Genomic DNA, 15,550 nt, shown 5'->3' on the forward strand with positions numbered 1-15,550 from the left:
TCAGTTACATCGAAAAATCGGAAGACAAATCCATGGTGTTGGGGCCATTTTCCTCCTGATAGGTAGATGTCGTCACCGGCGGTGCTGACGCCCGTTTCCAGGCGTCATAGGCCTGTTGATCGACAGGACTCAGCTGCGCGATGGCCTCCGCATTCAGGCTCGCAAAAGGGCGGCCATCTTGCGTCGTCGCACCCGCATCTGCCGCGCAGGCCACCCCGACCACTGCAGACAAGATCGTCGCCAATATCCATACATTAGTGAAAGGTCTCATTGTTGGCCCGCTTGCATACCTATGACCGCATACACTAAGCCAGCTGCCGCCAGGCCACAACAGGAAAGCTTCCTGTTAACAGCTGTTTAAACCAGTTCATCCTGCGTCAGGCCAATCAAACCATCACAGGCCGGCCAATTTTCTGCCTCATCTACCGTCGCGCATGCGCGGTATCCATCAAAAATGCCATGAACACTGCGCGCGTGCAAAGACAATATAGATATCGCGTAAATATTGCAGTATGCTAATTACTCTGCTATGGACAATCGCACTTCAACCTGGTCAACATTGGTAGCGCAAAAAACATCGCATGATCACGCATAAAAAGTTATTAACTCGCTTGACCGTTGTGCTCTGGATAGAACTTGTGCTCGCACTGTCTGTGCTTGGCGGATTGATTGCGCTCAATATTTACCATGAGCATGCGCAAATTGAAGCGAATGAACGCGACCGCCTGATTACGCAAGCCAATGTCATTTCAAAAAACCTGGCCTTCCAGTTTCAAGGCGCCAATCAAGCCTTACTGGCCATTATTCAAGAAATCCCGGAGTGGAAACATCACCAGCAAGTCGCGACCAAACGCTTGACAACCATGGCGAGCGCCATGCCAGGAATACGGGGATTTGACGTGTTTGATGCCGATGGAACACTGATATACACTAGTTTTCCAGAATATCTTGGCATGAACTTCAGTTACCGCGATTATTACCAGACCGCCCGGCGGGTTAGTGATCCCGACAGGCTTTACGTTTCGCCCCCTTTCACCGGTATGAGCGGTAACTATATACTCAACCTGACCCGGATCATTCCTGGCAAGCAGGGTGAATTTTCCGGGATTGTCACTGCCATTCTGGATCCCGAATATTTTAAACCGCTGCTAGCCTCTGTGTTATACACGCAGGATAGCCGCAGTTCCCTGATACATAGCAAAGGCGTGCTGTTCATGAGCGTGCCCGACAACGGGCTCAAGCCGGGCACAAATCTGGCAACTCCTGGTTCATTTTTTACCCGGCATATCCAAAGCGGCAAAGCGGTGACCGTATTTAGTGGTCAGTTATATTCAACCCGGCAGCAGCGTATGGTGGCTCAAACCACACTGGCCCCCGGCGACCTCAAACTGCATAGCACACTCATGGTGGCGGTCAGCCGCGACCTTGAACGCATTTTTAGATACTGGTACGAAAATGCCATGATTCAGATCATCTGCTTCAGTATTTTTGCACTCTTTACATTCACTATGTTGTTTGTATTCCAACGCCGTGAAAGCAAACACGCGCGAATGGCGGCTGAACATTCACACGCCCTGTTTCAATCCGAAAAACTGTTTCGCTCAACCTATGACTCCGCAGCCATCGGCATGGCTTTGCTAGGCCTCGATGGCAGGTTTATGCAGGCAAATCGGGCCTTATGCCATATGCTGGGGGAAGATGAAGCGGCGTTATGCCAGAAAACCATCCAGCAGATCACCCACCCTGACGACCACCAGCTTGACCATCTGCTGCTGGACTCGCTGCTCACTAGCCAGCGAGATAACTATCAGGTAGAAAAGCGCTTTTTTCATAGCCAAGGTCATACGCTTTGGGTCTTGTTGACCTACTCCTCCATTAAAGATGAAGCAGGCCAGCTCCAGCACTTTGTCGTACAAATACAAGATATTACTGAGTACAAGGCGCTACAGGAAAAATTGCAGAAGCAAGCCAATCAAGACTTTTTAACCGGATTGCCCAATCGACGCCACTTTATCCAAGAGGCCAATATCGCGCTGGCAAGACTCAAACGCCGTGGCGGCGCCATCGCTTTATTGATGATAGACATCGATCACTTCAAGAAAATCAATGACAACTATGGCCACCAGGCTGGCGATGTTGTATTGCAAGCGTTTGCCCGGCAATGTCAGACGCAGTTGCGCGATATTGATTTGATCAGCCGCTATGGTGGTGAGGAGTTTGCGATCTTGTTGCCAGATACGCAGAAAGAACAAGCGATAGAAGTCGCGGAGCGCTTGCGAACGACTGCAGCTAACACCGAAATGCACCTTGGAAACCACCGCGCTCTTCACCTGACTATTTCGATTGGCTTAGCTGCCACCTCGGAGACCAGCATCAGCTTGGAAAAACTGCTGATCAAGGCAGATGCGGCTCTCTATCAGGCCAAACAGTCTGGACGGAACGCCGTCAGTATTGCGCCAACAGACTGACCAGAACGTATGCGGGAGTCCGACAGCAAGATTATCCACACTGATGTACTATACAAGAGTCAGCAAGATGGGTGTAGACTGTGACTCATCATAAAAACCACGGTTCAGCGAGCTGCAAGAATACTTTTGCAGCATCAGCTCTCTCGGCAACACAGTGGTCGCATGTGCTTCTTTTCAACAGTGCAACATCAACTATTAAAATAAAAATATTAAGTGCAGTCACCATGGGAGATTGGGTATGCATGATGAAAGTGGAGACGTTGCGCGAGCCAATCTGCGCTTCCGGCAAGTAGTAGAAGCCGCCCCGACCGCCATGGTGATGGTAAACAGTCGCGGCCTGATCGAACTCGTCAATACACAGACAGAGCTCATTTTTGGCTACCCAAGAGAAGAGTTGCTTGGACAAAGCATAGACATTTTGTTACCTGAGCGCTTCCGCCAACAGCATCCGCATCATCGCGCCGCCTTTTTCTCAGACCTCAGACCTCGCGCCATGGGTAGCGGACGTGACTTGTATGGCCGCCGCAAGGATGGCACCGAGTTTCCTGTCGAGGTCGGGCTCAATCCCATTGAAACCGATGATGGCGTCAAAGTCTTGTCAGCCATTACCGACATTTCGGCACGCAAGCGCATGGAAGCGCGCTTTCGCCAGGTCGTCGAAGCCGCGCCCAATGCCATGGTGATGGTGAATAAAAATGGCTTGATCGAAATGGTCAATCCGCAAACAGAACGTATTTTTGGCTACCCGCGCGAGGAGCTGCTGGGGCAATCCATAGATATGTTGCTGCCCGAGCGCTTGCGCCATCAGCATGCCCATCACCGGGCCTTCTTTTTTTCCGAGCTGAGCCCGCGGGCGATGGGCACCGGGCGGGACTTATATGGCCGCCGCAAGGACGGCAGTGAGTTTCCTGTCGAGGTCGGGCTTAATCCGATAGAAACCGATGACGGCGTCAAGGTGCTGTCGGCCATTACGGACATTTCTGCCCGTGTCAAAGCCAGTGAAAAGCTGGCGCAACACCGTGACGAGCTGGAGCGCAGCAATAAAGAATTGGCCACTTTTGCCTATGTGGCCTCCCACGACCTCAAGTCCCCATTACGCGGCATTTTCCAAATTTCGCACTGGATCGAAGAAGATCTCAACCAGGGCAAAGTGGAGGCCATTAGTGGTCACATGTCTCTCTTGCGCGGACGGTTGCGCAGAATGGAACGCCTGCTGGATGATTTACTGGCCTATTCGCGCGCCGGACGTTTGGAAGGCAGCGTCAGCCAGGTCGACCTTGGCAAAGTAGCGCAATCCATTTTTGAGATGCAAGCTCCGCCTGCAGGCTTTAGCCTGAAGATGGCAGACGATTTGCCCACGTTTTATACGCTGGCCACCCCGTTGGAACAGGTGCTGCGCAATCTGTTTAGCAATGCCATCAAACACCACGATCAAACGCGCGGCAGCATTCAGTTGCAATGGCAGCAGGCCAGCCCGCATTACTATGAGTTCAGCGTCATTGATGATGGGCCGGGTATCTCTCCAGAATACCAGGAGCGGGTTTATATCATGTTCCAGACCTTGAGGCCGCGCGATGAGGTGGAAGGGAGTGGCATGGGATTGGCACTGGTTAAAAAAATCGTCGAAGCCTATGGGGGCAGTACCAGCATCCGCTCCGATGGTCAGCGCGGCTGTGCGATCACGTTCACCTGGCCGATCAATATAGAAGAAAGGTTGATGCGTGCAAATCCTGCCCAAACATCGATATAAGGAAGTATCGTTGCTGATTGTTGACGATGACGACATTGATGCCATCTCGCTGGAGCGCGCATTACGCAAATTAAGACTGTTGAACACCCTGTTTCGAGCCCGCGATGGCCGTGAAGCGCTGGAGTTGCTGCGTTCGGGCCAGATTCCTGCACCCTATATTATCCTGCTTGACCTGAATATGCCGCGCATGAATGGCCTGGAGTTTCTGGAAGCCTTACGCACGGATCCATTATTAACCCATGCTGTGGTGTTTGTGCTGACGACGTCAAAATCAGACGAGGACCTGGTCGCGGCCTACCGCAAACATGTCGCGGGCTATGTGTTCAAGCAGCACATGGACCGCGACTTTATGGAAGTCATGGGGCTAATTGAGCATTATTGGCGCATTGTTGAGCTGCCAGCCACGAAGGAGTAACCATGCGCCTGCTACTGGTAGATGATGATGAACTGGACCGCATGGCTGTGGTACGGGTGTTGCAAAACCCATCACTGGTGAAGGATATTGTGCATGCAAATACCGCCGTCAAAGCGTTGAAACTGTATGAAGAAAACGATTTTGATATCGTACTGCTCGACTACCGCCTGCCCGATATGGAATGCCTGGATGTGTTAAGCCAACTCACACAACACACAGAAAAGCAGGCCGCCGTGGTGATCCTGACCGGCATGGAAGATAACGAGACCATAGAAAGAAATTGCATCTTCGCCGGGGCCCAGGATTTTTTACTTAAAAAAGAGCTGTCTGAGCGACACCTGACCAAAGCGCTGGTACACGCGCAAGCCCGCCATGCCCTGAACAACAAGTTGATTGAAACGCACAAGCGATTGAAGTATCTGGCAGAGAATGACCCGATGACCGGATTATCAAACAGATATTATTTTGAAGAGCATTTGCGCAATGCCATGCAACGTGCGCATCGCCTCAACGTTCAACTCGGCTTAATTTATCTGGACATTGATAATTTCAAGTTGGTCAATGACAGCCTGGGACATGACTCTGGCGATCACCTGCTGAAGCAGGTCGCACAGCGACTGCAGGAAGTGGTCAGAGAAGGCGACATGGTCTGCCGCCTGGGAGGGGACGAGTTTGCCATTATCGTGCACGATCTGGAAAATGAAACCGCCGTCGGCGCCTTATCGCAGCGCATCCTCGAACAGGTGCGTGAGCCTTTTGCGCTGAATCAAACCGAACAATTTATTACCTGCAGCATAGGCATTGCCACCTTTCCCCGCTGCGCAAGCACGGCAGAAGACATGTTAAAGCGTGCCGACCTGGCGATGTATCATGCCAAGCGTGCAGGGCGAAATGGCTTTCACTTTTTCAGCGAAGTACTGCAAGAGCAGATTATCCATCGCATGATGGTAGAGAACGAACTGCGTTCGCAACGCCTGCAAAACCAGTTGGTGCAGTACTACCAACCGGTATTGAATGCACAAGACTTTACCGTGTGCGGTGCAGAAATGCTCATGCGCTGGCAGCATCCCACGCAAGGTCTGCTGCCACCGGCGGTCTTTATCGATGTGGTGGAAGAGCTTGGCTTTTTTGCCGAGATCGACAGCAGAAACCGGCAACTGGCCTGCTTACAGTTTGCACGCTGGCGCCAGAGCGGTCTGATTGACGCGGACTGCGTACTCGCAGTGAATGCCAGCGCACAATGGTTACAACATGAACACATGCTGACTGAAATTGAGCGTGATTTAAGGCAGATTGACCTGCCTGGCAGCTGTTTGTTACTGGAAGTTACCGAAAGTGTACTGGTGTCTGACTTTGACAAAACCTCGGCAAGACTCCGTCACCTCAAGCAGTTTGGGCTCAAAGTGGCACTGGATGATTTTGGCATAGGCTACTCGTCCATGACCTATTTGAAACACCTGCCTGCCTCTATCCTGAAAATAGACCGCAGCTTTGTGCAAAATGTGCCAGAGAATGAGGCGGATTGTCGCCTGCTCAAAGCCATGATCGTCATGGCCAAAAGTCTGGATCTTGAAGTCATTGTCGAAGGCATAGAAACCCTGCCACAAGCCACCCTGTGCCGAGCACTGGGTGCAGACAAGCTGCAAGGATTCCTGTTTGCAAAACCCTTGTCGCCTGACGACTTTGAACATTTTTTAAGCTCGCATCAGCCCGCCCGTTACCTGTCACTGTATGGCGAGCCAGACCAGGCAGGATGAGTTAACATTGATCAGGCAAGCGCCCAGCCATCCACACATCATTTTCAGCAGGCGCCACAAAACTTAGTCATCCGATTGATACTCGAAACAGACATACATAGATTGCAGCAGGCGCTCAAGCCTGTTCACAGCCCCCGACGATGATGGAGAATCCGCCATGACCCAAGACCTCAAAACATCCAAGCTCGAAGCGCACTTGCAAGCCATCGAGGCCCATAAAAGCCTGCTGGAGAAACTGCATTTACATGATAACCAACCGCTGGATGAGGTGAATGCCTCACTGCAAAGATTGACGCTGACGCTGGAGGAATATCTCAAGCTGGTCGGCCTGCCTTAAACCGTTGCGTGCTGAAAGCCCCTAGCATCCCTTTCAGAACCAGCCTCGCGCAGACAACGCTTTGTACCCTTTTCCGGAACCGCCATGCCTATTTTAGACAGAATCCAACACTACAACGCCGGCCGCGACCCTGAGCGTCTGCAAATGAAACTGGCCGCCATGTGCAAAGACCCGTTTGTGTTTTTGCGCGGCACCTGCCATTTGTTTTATGAAGACTGGCACCCAGCCCTCGCAAAGCTAAAAAGCCCTGCCGCCTGGATTTGCGGCGACCTGCATCTGGAAAACTTTGGCAGCTACAAAGCCGAAAACGGCCTGGCCTATTTTGACCTCAATGATTTTGATGAAGCGGCCCTGGCGCCTTGCCTGTGGGAGTTGACGCGCTTGCTGACCAGCCTGCTGGTCGCCCAGGACACACTCAAGCTCAAACCCAAACAAACCACTGCACTGCTTGACATCATGGTGCAGAACTACGCGCAGGCACTGGCGGAAGGCAAACCCAAATGGGTAGAGCGCAAAACGGCCCGTGGCTCGATCAGGCATCTGTTGTCAGACTTGAGCAAGCGCAGCAATCAGGCCTTTATCGAAAGCCGGACCAATGCCAAAGCACCGGATACACTCCTGATAGACGGCAAACGTGCGCTGGCCTTGGACAAAGCGCAAAAACAAGCCGCTTTGGAAAAATACATGAAGGCCATGCAAGTGCAGGATAAAAAAGAATTCTTTTATCCGCTGGATATTGCGCGCCGCATTGCCGGCACTGGCAGCCTGGGCCTGGAACGCTATGTCGTGCTGGTGAACGGCAAAGGGCCAGAGCGCCGCGCACTTGTAGACATGAAAGCCAGCAACCAGAGTGCACTGAGCCCTTACCTGAACACCGCAGCAATCAAACTCACGCAACCTGACTGGACACTGGAATCTCAACGCGTCGCGACCATACAGGCAGGCGCCCAAATCCTGCCGCCCGCCCTTCTCAAAGCCGTGTGCGTAGACAAACAGTCTTATTTGATCAAAGCGCTGCAACCCTCGCAAGACCGGGTAGACCTCACGCAGTGGGATGGCAAACTCAGCGTGCTGGATAATATTTTTGCCAGCATGGCCGCCCTCACCGCCTGGGCCCATTTGCGCAATGCCGGTTATCTGGGCGCCGCCAACCGCGAAGCCTTGATGGCATTTGGGGCGCAAGTCGCCGACTGGCGAGGCCCCGTGCTCACGCTGGCGAAACAGGTGGCCGATCAGACCATCCATCAATGGCAGGACTATGTGAGCGCCTACCAGGCCGCCTTCAAGAAATCCTCTTAAGGCTGAAGGATCAGCAACGCCCAAGGCCGCGTTGAATGCGGGTGCCGCCTGCTTTGTGCCATGCGTCATGGCCGCAGGTTTTTTAGTCTGCTGGCGAGCCGGGATGAGGTGCTTAAGTTTGTCTGCGTAGCTTCAAGCATGCGCTCCCATCCACCCAGAACCTTCGCCCAAGCAAACGGGTCATAGTGTTTGTCTGTTTCATCAAGGAACTGCCATGGACCATGATCCGATACAGGAAAACGACCTCGTAATGCTGAGCTATACCAGCATTGCCGACCACCTGATGTCCAGCCAGGAGCTGATCCAGCTACTCGCCATGGCGCGAGAGAACAACCGCCACCTGCACATCACCGGCATGCTGCTGTACATGGAAGGATGTTTCTTTCAAGTGCTGGAAGGGGAGCGGGCGGTGATCGATGCCCTCTATGAAAAAATCGCGCATGATCAGCGCCACCATCATGTGATGAAGCTGATTGAAGAACCCATTGATGCGCGCAGTTTTAACGACTGGAGTATGGGGTATCGCCATGTGACGCGTGAAGACTTGGCTCATGTGACTGGATTGACCGACTTCCTGGATAGGGATCAACCCGGTTTTGACGGCATGCACAGTGAGCGGGCGAAAACCCTGATCAACGCATTTAGACAGGGTCGCTGGCAGACCCGTAATACCCAACAATACCGCTATCAGCACGTCGCTTAAGTCTGCTGACTCATCTACGTGCACACCTCAACCTCACTTGCACAACACAGGTCTCCACATGGGCGGTGTTGCTTGGGTCAAACACCCCTGCAACGCTGCTCGGATTCGCGTCTAAGGAATGGCGTTTTGACTGAAAACCACGCCTGACCCTGCAGGAATCAGAATCGCTGCCGTAATAACTGTATCCTAAAAATTAGGGCGGTTCTGTGTCTGTTTTTGTTGCCTCAACCTGACTACGATAAACACCATCCGCAATCCGCACAACCCACTGACAGACAAGTTGAATCTCGCCTGTTGTCACTGTTAAACGTACTGACGCAATCTTACTGGAAACTATGTCGCAATCCAAAGCTGTGATTAAACCGTATCACCACCCGGCCGCTGGCTGGGGCGCATTGAAGCAAGTGGCCGCCCAACTGGCGCTGCAAAAAATCCCGGTCAAAGGCGTGATGACGCTATTGTCACAAAACCAGCCCGATGGCTTTGACTGCCCAGGTTGTGCCTGGCCGGACAAAGAACACACCTCTACCTTTGAGTTTTGTGAAAACGGCGTGAAGGCGGTGGCCGCTGAGGCTACGGCCAAACGTGTCCCGCCTGCCTTTTTTGCCCAGCATACGGTGACTGAGCTGATGGGCTGGAGCGACTTCGAGCTGGAAAATGAAGGCCGCCTGACCCACCCCATGCGCTACAACGCGGTCACCGACAAATATGAAGAAGTGTCCTGGGACGAGGCCTTTGCGCTGATGGCAACACAGCTTAACGGTCTGGATCATCCAGATGAGGCCGTGTTTTACACCTCGGGCCGCGCCAGCAATGAAGCCGCCTTTCTCTACCAGCTGTTTGTGCGTGCATTTGGCACCAACAACTTTCCTGATTGCTCCAACCTGTGCCATGAATCCACCAGTATTGCCTTGCCTGCCACGGTGGGCATCGGCAAAGGCTCAGTGACCCTGCATGACTTTGAGCATGCCGATACGCTGCTGATTTTTGGCCAGAATCCGGCCACCAACCATCCGCGCATGCTGGGTGAGTTACGTGAAGCGGCTAAACGCGGCGCACGCATTGTCGCCATCAACCCGCTCAAAGAGCGTGGCCTGGAACGTTTTGCCGACCCGCAAAGCCCGTTTGACATGCTGAGCTTTAAAGGCAGCAAGATCAGCAGCCTGTTTGTCCAGCCCAAGCTGGGCGGGGACCTGGCGCTGATCAAAGGCATGATCAAGTTCGTCATTCAGTGGGATGACGAAGCCATTCTGCACGGCACCGAGCGCGTGGTCGATGTCGATTTCATTGCCGAACACACCAATAACTTTGCGGCGATTGCCGCAGATGCGCGTCAGGAAAGCTGGGAGGTCATCGTTGAAGAGTCCGGCGTCCCCTTGGCACAAATTGAGGAAATTGCCCGCATTTATGCCACGGGGGATCGCGTCATTGCCACCTGGGGCATGGGCATTACCCAGCACAAACATGGCGTCGCCACCATTAAAACCCTCGTCAACCTGATGCTGTTGCGCGGCAATATCGGCAAGGAAGGCGCAGGCCTATGCCCGGTACGCGGCCATAGCAATGTGCAGGGCAATCGCACGGTAGGCATTTATGAAAAAATGCCGCTGGAGTTTCTGCAACGGCTGGACCAGGTGTTTGACCTCAATGTCCCCAAAGCGCCAGGTTATGATGCGGTAGGCGCCATCGAAGCCATGATTGCAGGCAAAGTGAAATTCTTTTTTGGCCTGGGCGGTAACTTTTCAATCTCCACGCCAGATACTGACCGCACCTGGCAAGGCATGCGCAATTGCGAGATGACCGCGCATGTCACCACCAAGCTCAACCGTAGCCATCTGGTGCATGGTAAACAGGCCTTGATACTGCCCTGTTTGGGTCGCACCGAAGTCGACACGCAAGCCACAGGCCCGCAAGGCGTGACCGTGGAAGACTCCATGAGCATGGTGCATATTTCGTATGGCATGAACAAACCTGCTTCCCCGCACTTGTTGTCAGAGCCCGCGATTGTGGCGCGCCTGGCCGCAGCAACGCTCAAGGCAAGCAGCATCCCCTGGCTGGCGCTGATTGAGGATTACAGCAAAATCCGTGACCTGATTGAACAAACGCTGCCGGTGGCGTTTAAAGACTATAACGAGCGCATCAAACGCCCAGGGGGATTCCGCCTGCCCGTGCCGTCTAGCGAGCGCATCTGGAATACCGCCTCTGGCAAGGCTGAGTTCACGCTGCAAGCCATCCCTAAAAACTCGCCCATCCATCAGGCCCGTGAGCAATATGGCGATCAGTTATTTGTGCTGATGACCACGCGCTCACATGACCAGTACAACACCACCATTTATGGCATGGATGACCGCTATCGCGGCGTCTTTGGCGAGCGCCGTGTCATCTTCATGAACCCGGCCGATATTGCGCGCCAGGGTCTGCAAGCAGGGGACTGGATCAACCTGGTGAGCGTCTGGCAGGATGGCATTACGCGCCGCGCAGACAAATTTTTGGTGGTGGCTTACGATATTCCGGCAGGCTGCCTGAGTGGCTATTACCCGGAAACCAATAACCTGGTACCGCTGGAAAGCGTAGCCGACGATTCGCGTACCCCAACCTCCAAATCGATTCCGGTAATCATCGAGAAAACCACTGCCCCCGAGGTCGCCCATGCTGCTTGAACGTGACCACACCTTACAGTCCATGCTCGAGGCAGAGGTGACACTGCCCTCTGCGGTTGAAGACTCGCAGGCTCGGGAAGACACTTCAATCAACCTGACCCCGCTGGACCCGAGTGCGGTCATGCTGCTCAGCATCCTCGAATGCCTGTATGCGGAACACAGCCAGGGCCGCGCGCACATGCCGCTGGCCGCGCTATGCAAACGTCTCGAGCTGCGCATGAGTACACTGCAGCGTCTGTTAACTGCGCTCGATGACCAGGCGCTGGTCAAGGTATGCGCACAAAAGGACCGGCTGGTGGCCAGTCTGACTGCCACTGGGGCTGAGGTTGCGCTGGCCTTGCAAACAGCCTGATCTTTTTTGATTCACCCAGGTGCGTTTAAACAGGGCAAGTGTGTTTAAACGCAGACTGTTGTATCGTTGTTCTGGCAAATCCTCGCCCGCTGGCTTCACGTATAATGGTGAACATCTTGATACTCGCAAGCCTTGCCATCCATGAAGCTTTACGTCTCGCTCGCCGCCCGCATCCGCGCCATGATAGACGAAGGCGTCTTGCGGCCATGTGAAAAAATCTTCTCGGTACGGCAAGCCAGCCAGCAATATGGCTTGAGTATCAGCACGGTGCTACGCGCCTATTTATTGCTGGAGCAAGAAGGTGTCATCAGCAGCCATCCGCAATCTGGCTATTACGTCACCCCACGCAAACGCCTGCAGCAACAGGCCGCCTCGCCGCTGGCCAAAGACCTCAACCTGGCCGAAGTCGATGCTAGCAAGTTAGTCCTCACTACGCTGAAATCCATCCGCGAATTTGGCACGGTGCCGCTGGGGTCACCATTTCCTGATCCGCAGTTATTCCCGCTCAAAAAAATCCACCAGTATGAAAAAGCGCTGACCGATGACCAGGGCGAATGGGGGGTCTTGAGTGATTTGCCCCCAGGCAACGAGTTATTGCGCCAGCAGATTGCGCGGCGTTACCTGGCGCATGGCATGGATGTGTCGCCTGATGATATTGTGATTACCCACGGCGCAACCGAGGCGATTACCCTGTGCCTGCAAGCCGTGGCTAAAGCGGGCGATACCATCGCACTCGAATCGCCCGGCTACTATGCGCTGGCACATACCGTCGAACGCCTGGGCATGAAAGTCGCCGAGCTACGCACCGACCCACTGACGGGCATAGACCTCGACGCCTTGCAGGCCGTGAGCAACAACGTGCGCATTGCCGCCGTGATCCTCACCACCAACTTCCAGAATCCGCTTGGCTTTGCCATGCCAGAAGCCAAAAAGCAGGCACTGGTGAGCTTTCTGGCAGCGCAGCAAATCCCGCTGATTGAAGATGACGTGTACAGCGAGCTCTATTTCAGTGACGCGCCGCCCAAGCCGGCCAAAGCCTATGACCAGCAAGGCATGGTGCTGCATTGTTCGTCCTTCTCCAAATCGCTGGCGCCTGGCTACCGCGTCGGCTGGACCGTGGCCGGACGCTACCGTCAGGAAGTCGAGCGGCTCATGTTTCTCAACAGCCTGTCACTGCCTTCGCCACCACAAATTGCCATCGCCAAATTCATGCAGCGCGACAGCTTTGAGCAGCACCTCAAACAATTGCGCCACACCCTGCGCTCCAACTACGTGCTGATTCGCAACGTCATCGAGCAAAGTTTTCCGGCGGGCACACAGCTGTCCGTGCCACAAGGCGGTTATGTGATCTGGGTTAAACTGCCACCCAGCATTGATGCGCTTGCCCTTTACCGCGCCGCCATTGATAACGGCATCACCGTCGCGCCAGGCACCATCTTCTCGCGCAAAAAAGAATTCACGCACTACATCCGCCTTAATTTCAGTCACTTGTGGACACTGGCCATTGAACAGGCCGTGCGTGAAGTGGGTGCGCTGGCGAGTGCCATGCTGGTCAACGATTCATCCGCGCAGTGACCACCCCCGATGCTTGAGGGCAGTGCGCCAATGGCCGATGCACGGATGGGCATTAATGGTTTTTGTAGCGGCGCTCCAGCCAATCATCCAGCGAAACCTTGCCAGCGCCACAAATCGCCAGCCAGGTAAACACGGCAAAGTAAGTCGCCTCCTCAAAGCCGAGCAAGGTTTCCAGCGAATCGATATCGGCCAGTTTCGCCGAAATAATCGCTACCACCATCACCACCGCCAATGCCCCGCCACAAATACGCGTCATCAACCCCAGAATCAGGCCTAACCCACCGAAAAACTCCCAGCCGGCCACAAATGGCGTCATGAATTCTGGGAAAGGGATGCCCCAGCTTTGAAAGTTCTCAATAATGGCGGGTAGGTTATTCAGCTTGCCCCAGCCCGTGAGCATAAAGGTGTAGCCCACCACGACGCGGGCGACCAAGGGGCCCAGCCATTCAAAATGCGCAGCCACTTTTTTCGGCCAAGCGATCAATCCCTCAAACAAGATATGCATGTGTTTCCTCCTTTTGCAGATGAGTGGCGTCAGCCGCGGTAGCGTCAATCGTCGCCGCCACCTGCGTTGCGGCCAGCAAGCCGTTTCTCATCCATTTTGAAAAATAGGCCATGACCTCGGGGCCTGCTGCGTCATCCAGCCCAGCCAACGCCTCGCCCACGGTCGCCCCGCCAAACAAGGTACTGAGCAAGGCGAACTCCTGCGCCTCCAGCGTCATGCGCCAAACCACATCCTCATGGCGATACACCACCAGATACTCGTCAACGGCTTCGTCCATCGGCGTCGGCACCTCGTCCATCACGGCCTGATAGTATGCATTCACACCGTGGCTAAAGTGCGCCAGTGTTAACGCTGCTCTGGGCATCAGTTGCAAGTCCATCAATCCATCCGGCGTGAGCCCCTTTAGCTGCGAAGCTTCCAGCACAGGCGTTTCAGCCGGGTCCATCATTTGTGCGACCAGCGTTTCCAACTGGCAGAGCGCATGGGCAAAACCATGTTTAGGCAGCGCAATTTGAATAAACGCAGGCAGCTTAAGTGCAAAGCGGCCGATATTAAAATGCTCTGGTTGCACCGCCGCAATAAAATCCCACAGCAGCCGGTCAAAGACTGGTGGCGTTAAATAATGCGCTAACACCGGATAATCTTCAGCCACCACGTCAAACAAGCGGTAACGGTACGCCTCGGTATACACCGACAACTGTGCCTCTGGCGCAAACTCGGCCTTGGCGCGTATCCACTCTGCCGGACGACTGTCCATGCGATCGCCCAGCACAATGGCTTGCTGTAAGTGGGTTTGCGCCTGCAGTAAAGACGGTTGCATGGCTGGGGTAGATGCCTCAACCGGCTTGGCTGACTCTGGCAAGGCATAGGCGCTAGCCTGGCTAGCCACTTGCCGGGCTTTCTCCAGCTCAGCGGCCAACACCGGAAACTCCGGGATCTGGTCATCCCACTCAATCATGGTATTCGGCACGCGGCCAGCCCGGTTCACCACATATTGGTACAGCCCCCACACGGCATCCGTCACATGGTCATCGTGGGTATCAACGATGTGACTGCCTTTGTTGCGGTGCCCCGAAAGATGCACCTGAATCACCCGCTCCAGAGGCAAGGCATCAAGGTAGGCTTGTGCATCCAGCCGGTGGTTGTAGCTCGTCACATAGACATTATTCACATCGAGCAGCAAATGGCAGTCCGCCGCTTGCGCCATGGCCGCAATAAACTCGGCCTCTGGAATGGTGGAATGCTTGAACTCCAGATAGGTAGACGGATTTTCGAGCGCGATTCTGCGGCCCAGCCTGTCCTGCACCTGGCAGATACGCTGCACCATATGCTTGAGCGACTCTTCGGTGTAGGGCAGCGGCAGCAAATCATGGGTATTTTTATGTGCCACGCCAGTCCAGCACAGATGATCCGACACCCAGGCCGGTTGCACCCAGTCAATCAGCGCCTTGAGCTTGGTCAGGTATTCAGAATTCAACGCATCTACGCTGCCGATGGACATCGACACACCATGCATGACAATCGGGTATTGCTCTTTGATACGCGCCAGGTTGCGCTTGGGCTTGCCGTCGGTATCCATAAAATTTTCCGAAATAATTTCGAACCAGTCCACCTGTGGCTGATGTTCAAAAATATACGGATAGTGCGTGGGCCTGAGGCCCAGTCCAAAGCCCAGATGGGGTAATGCATTGGGTAAGGGATTGGTCAGCGGCATGACAACTCACTCCTT

General features: G+C 54.1%; 13 protein-coding genes. 10 read left to right on the forward strand and 3 right to left on the reverse strand.

Annotation, left to right across the window (positions count from 1 at the left end; all coding sequences use genetic code 11):
• Window positions 1-4: 4 nt before the first annotated feature.
• Window positions 5-271, reverse strand: a complete 267-nt coding sequence (locus GOC95_RS13760) for a hypothetical protein (protein WP_275357816.1) — start codon at window positions 269-271, stop codon at window positions 5-7.
• A gap of 310 nt (window positions 272-581) precedes the next feature.
• Between GOC95_RS13760 and GOC95_RS13765 the strand changes: the two genes are divergently transcribed.
• From GOC95_RS13765 to GOC95_RS13810, 10 genes are all read left to right on the forward strand, one after another.
• The gene (locus GOC95_RS13765) at window positions 582-2,468 is read left to right on the forward strand and encodes a diguanylate cyclase (RefSeq protein ID WP_275357818.1); all 1,887 of its coding nucleotides are present in this window, start codon (window positions 582-584) and stop codon (window positions 2,466-2,468) included.
• 238 nt (window positions 2,469-2,706) lie between these two features.
• Window positions 2,707-4,218 (forward strand): PAS domain-containing sensor histidine kinase, encoded by a 1,512-nt coding sequence (locus GOC95_RS13770; protein ID WP_275357819.1) that lies wholly within the window; start codon window positions 2,707-2,709, stop codon window positions 4,216-4,218.
• Window positions 4,190-4,633 carry a response regulator gene (locus tag GOC95_RS13775; protein WP_313985077.1) on the forward strand — a complete coding sequence of 148 codons (444 nt, stop codon included), beginning with the start codon at window positions 4,190-4,192 and terminating at the stop codon, window positions 4,631-4,633. The genes GOC95_RS13770 and GOC95_RS13775 overlap by 29 nt, the downstream gene beginning before the upstream one ends.
• Window positions 4,634-4,635: 2 nt before the next feature.
• Complete coding sequence (locus GOC95_RS13780; RefSeq protein WP_275357822.1) at window positions 4,636-6,390, forward strand: GGDEF domain-containing response regulator; 1,755 nt, start codon at window positions 4,636-4,638, stop codon at window positions 6,388-6,390.
• A gap of 157 nt (window positions 6,391-6,547) precedes the next feature.
• Entirely contained in the window at window positions 6,548-6,727 is a 180-nt protein-coding gene (locus GOC95_RS13785; protein WP_275357824.1) for a hypothetical protein, read from the forward strand.
• Window positions 6,728-6,811: 84 nt separating this feature from the next.
• Complete coding sequence (locus tag GOC95_RS13790) at window positions 6,812-8,026, forward strand: DUF2252 family protein (RefSeq protein WP_275357826.1); 1,215 nt, start codon at window positions 6,812-6,814, stop codon at window positions 8,024-8,026.
• Between the two features lie 214 nt (window positions 8,027-8,240).
• Window positions 8,241-8,729: a BLUF domain-containing protein gene (locus tag GOC95_RS13795; protein ID WP_275357828.1), complete on the forward strand. Its 489-nt coding sequence runs from the start codon at window positions 8,241-8,243 to the stop codon at window positions 8,727-8,729.
• Window positions 8,730-9,064: 335 nt separating this feature from the next.
• A complete protein-coding gene (locus GOC95_RS13800; protein WP_275357830.1) occupies window positions 9,065-11,389 on the forward strand; it encodes an FdhF/YdeP family oxidoreductase in 2,325 nt (774 codons plus the stop codon).
• Window positions 11,379-11,741 carry a hypothetical protein gene (locus tag GOC95_RS13805; RefSeq protein WP_275357832.1) on the forward strand — a complete coding sequence of 121 codons (363 nt, stop codon included), beginning with the start codon at window positions 11,379-11,381 and terminating at the stop codon, window positions 11,739-11,741. Before GOC95_RS13800 ends, GOC95_RS13805 begins: the two co-directional genes overlap by 11 nt.
• Before the next feature lie 141 nt (window positions 11,742-11,882).
• Window positions 11,883-13,316: a PLP-dependent aminotransferase family protein gene (locus GOC95_RS13810; RefSeq protein WP_275357833.1), complete on the forward strand. Its 1,434-nt coding sequence runs from the start codon at window positions 11,883-11,885 to the stop codon at window positions 13,314-13,316.
• A 52-nt stretch (window positions 13,317-13,368) separates the two neighbouring features.
• Here the strand turns inward: GOC95_RS13810 and GOC95_RS13815 are convergent, their stop codons facing one another.
• Both GOC95_RS13815 and GOC95_RS13820 read right to left on the reverse strand, forming a co-directional pair.
• Window positions 13,369-13,821 (reverse strand): DoxX family protein, encoded by a 453-nt coding sequence (locus GOC95_RS13815; protein WP_275357834.1) that lies wholly within the window; start codon window positions 13,819-13,821, stop codon window positions 13,369-13,371.
• Window positions 13,805-15,535, reverse strand: coding sequence for a DUF692 family multinuclear iron-containing protein (locus GOC95_RS13820; protein ID WP_275357836.1), 1,731 nt, complete (start codon window positions 15,533-15,535; stop codon window positions 13,805-13,807). The genes GOC95_RS13815 and GOC95_RS13820 overlap by 17 nt, the downstream gene beginning before the upstream one ends.
• Window positions 15,536-15,550: the final 15 nt, after the last annotated feature.

The organism is Methylophilus sp. YYY-1, from assembly GCF_029132825.1.
Lineage (GTDB): Bacteria > Pseudomonadota > Gammaproteobacteria > Burkholderiales > Methylophilaceae > Methylophilus > Methylophilus glucosoxydans.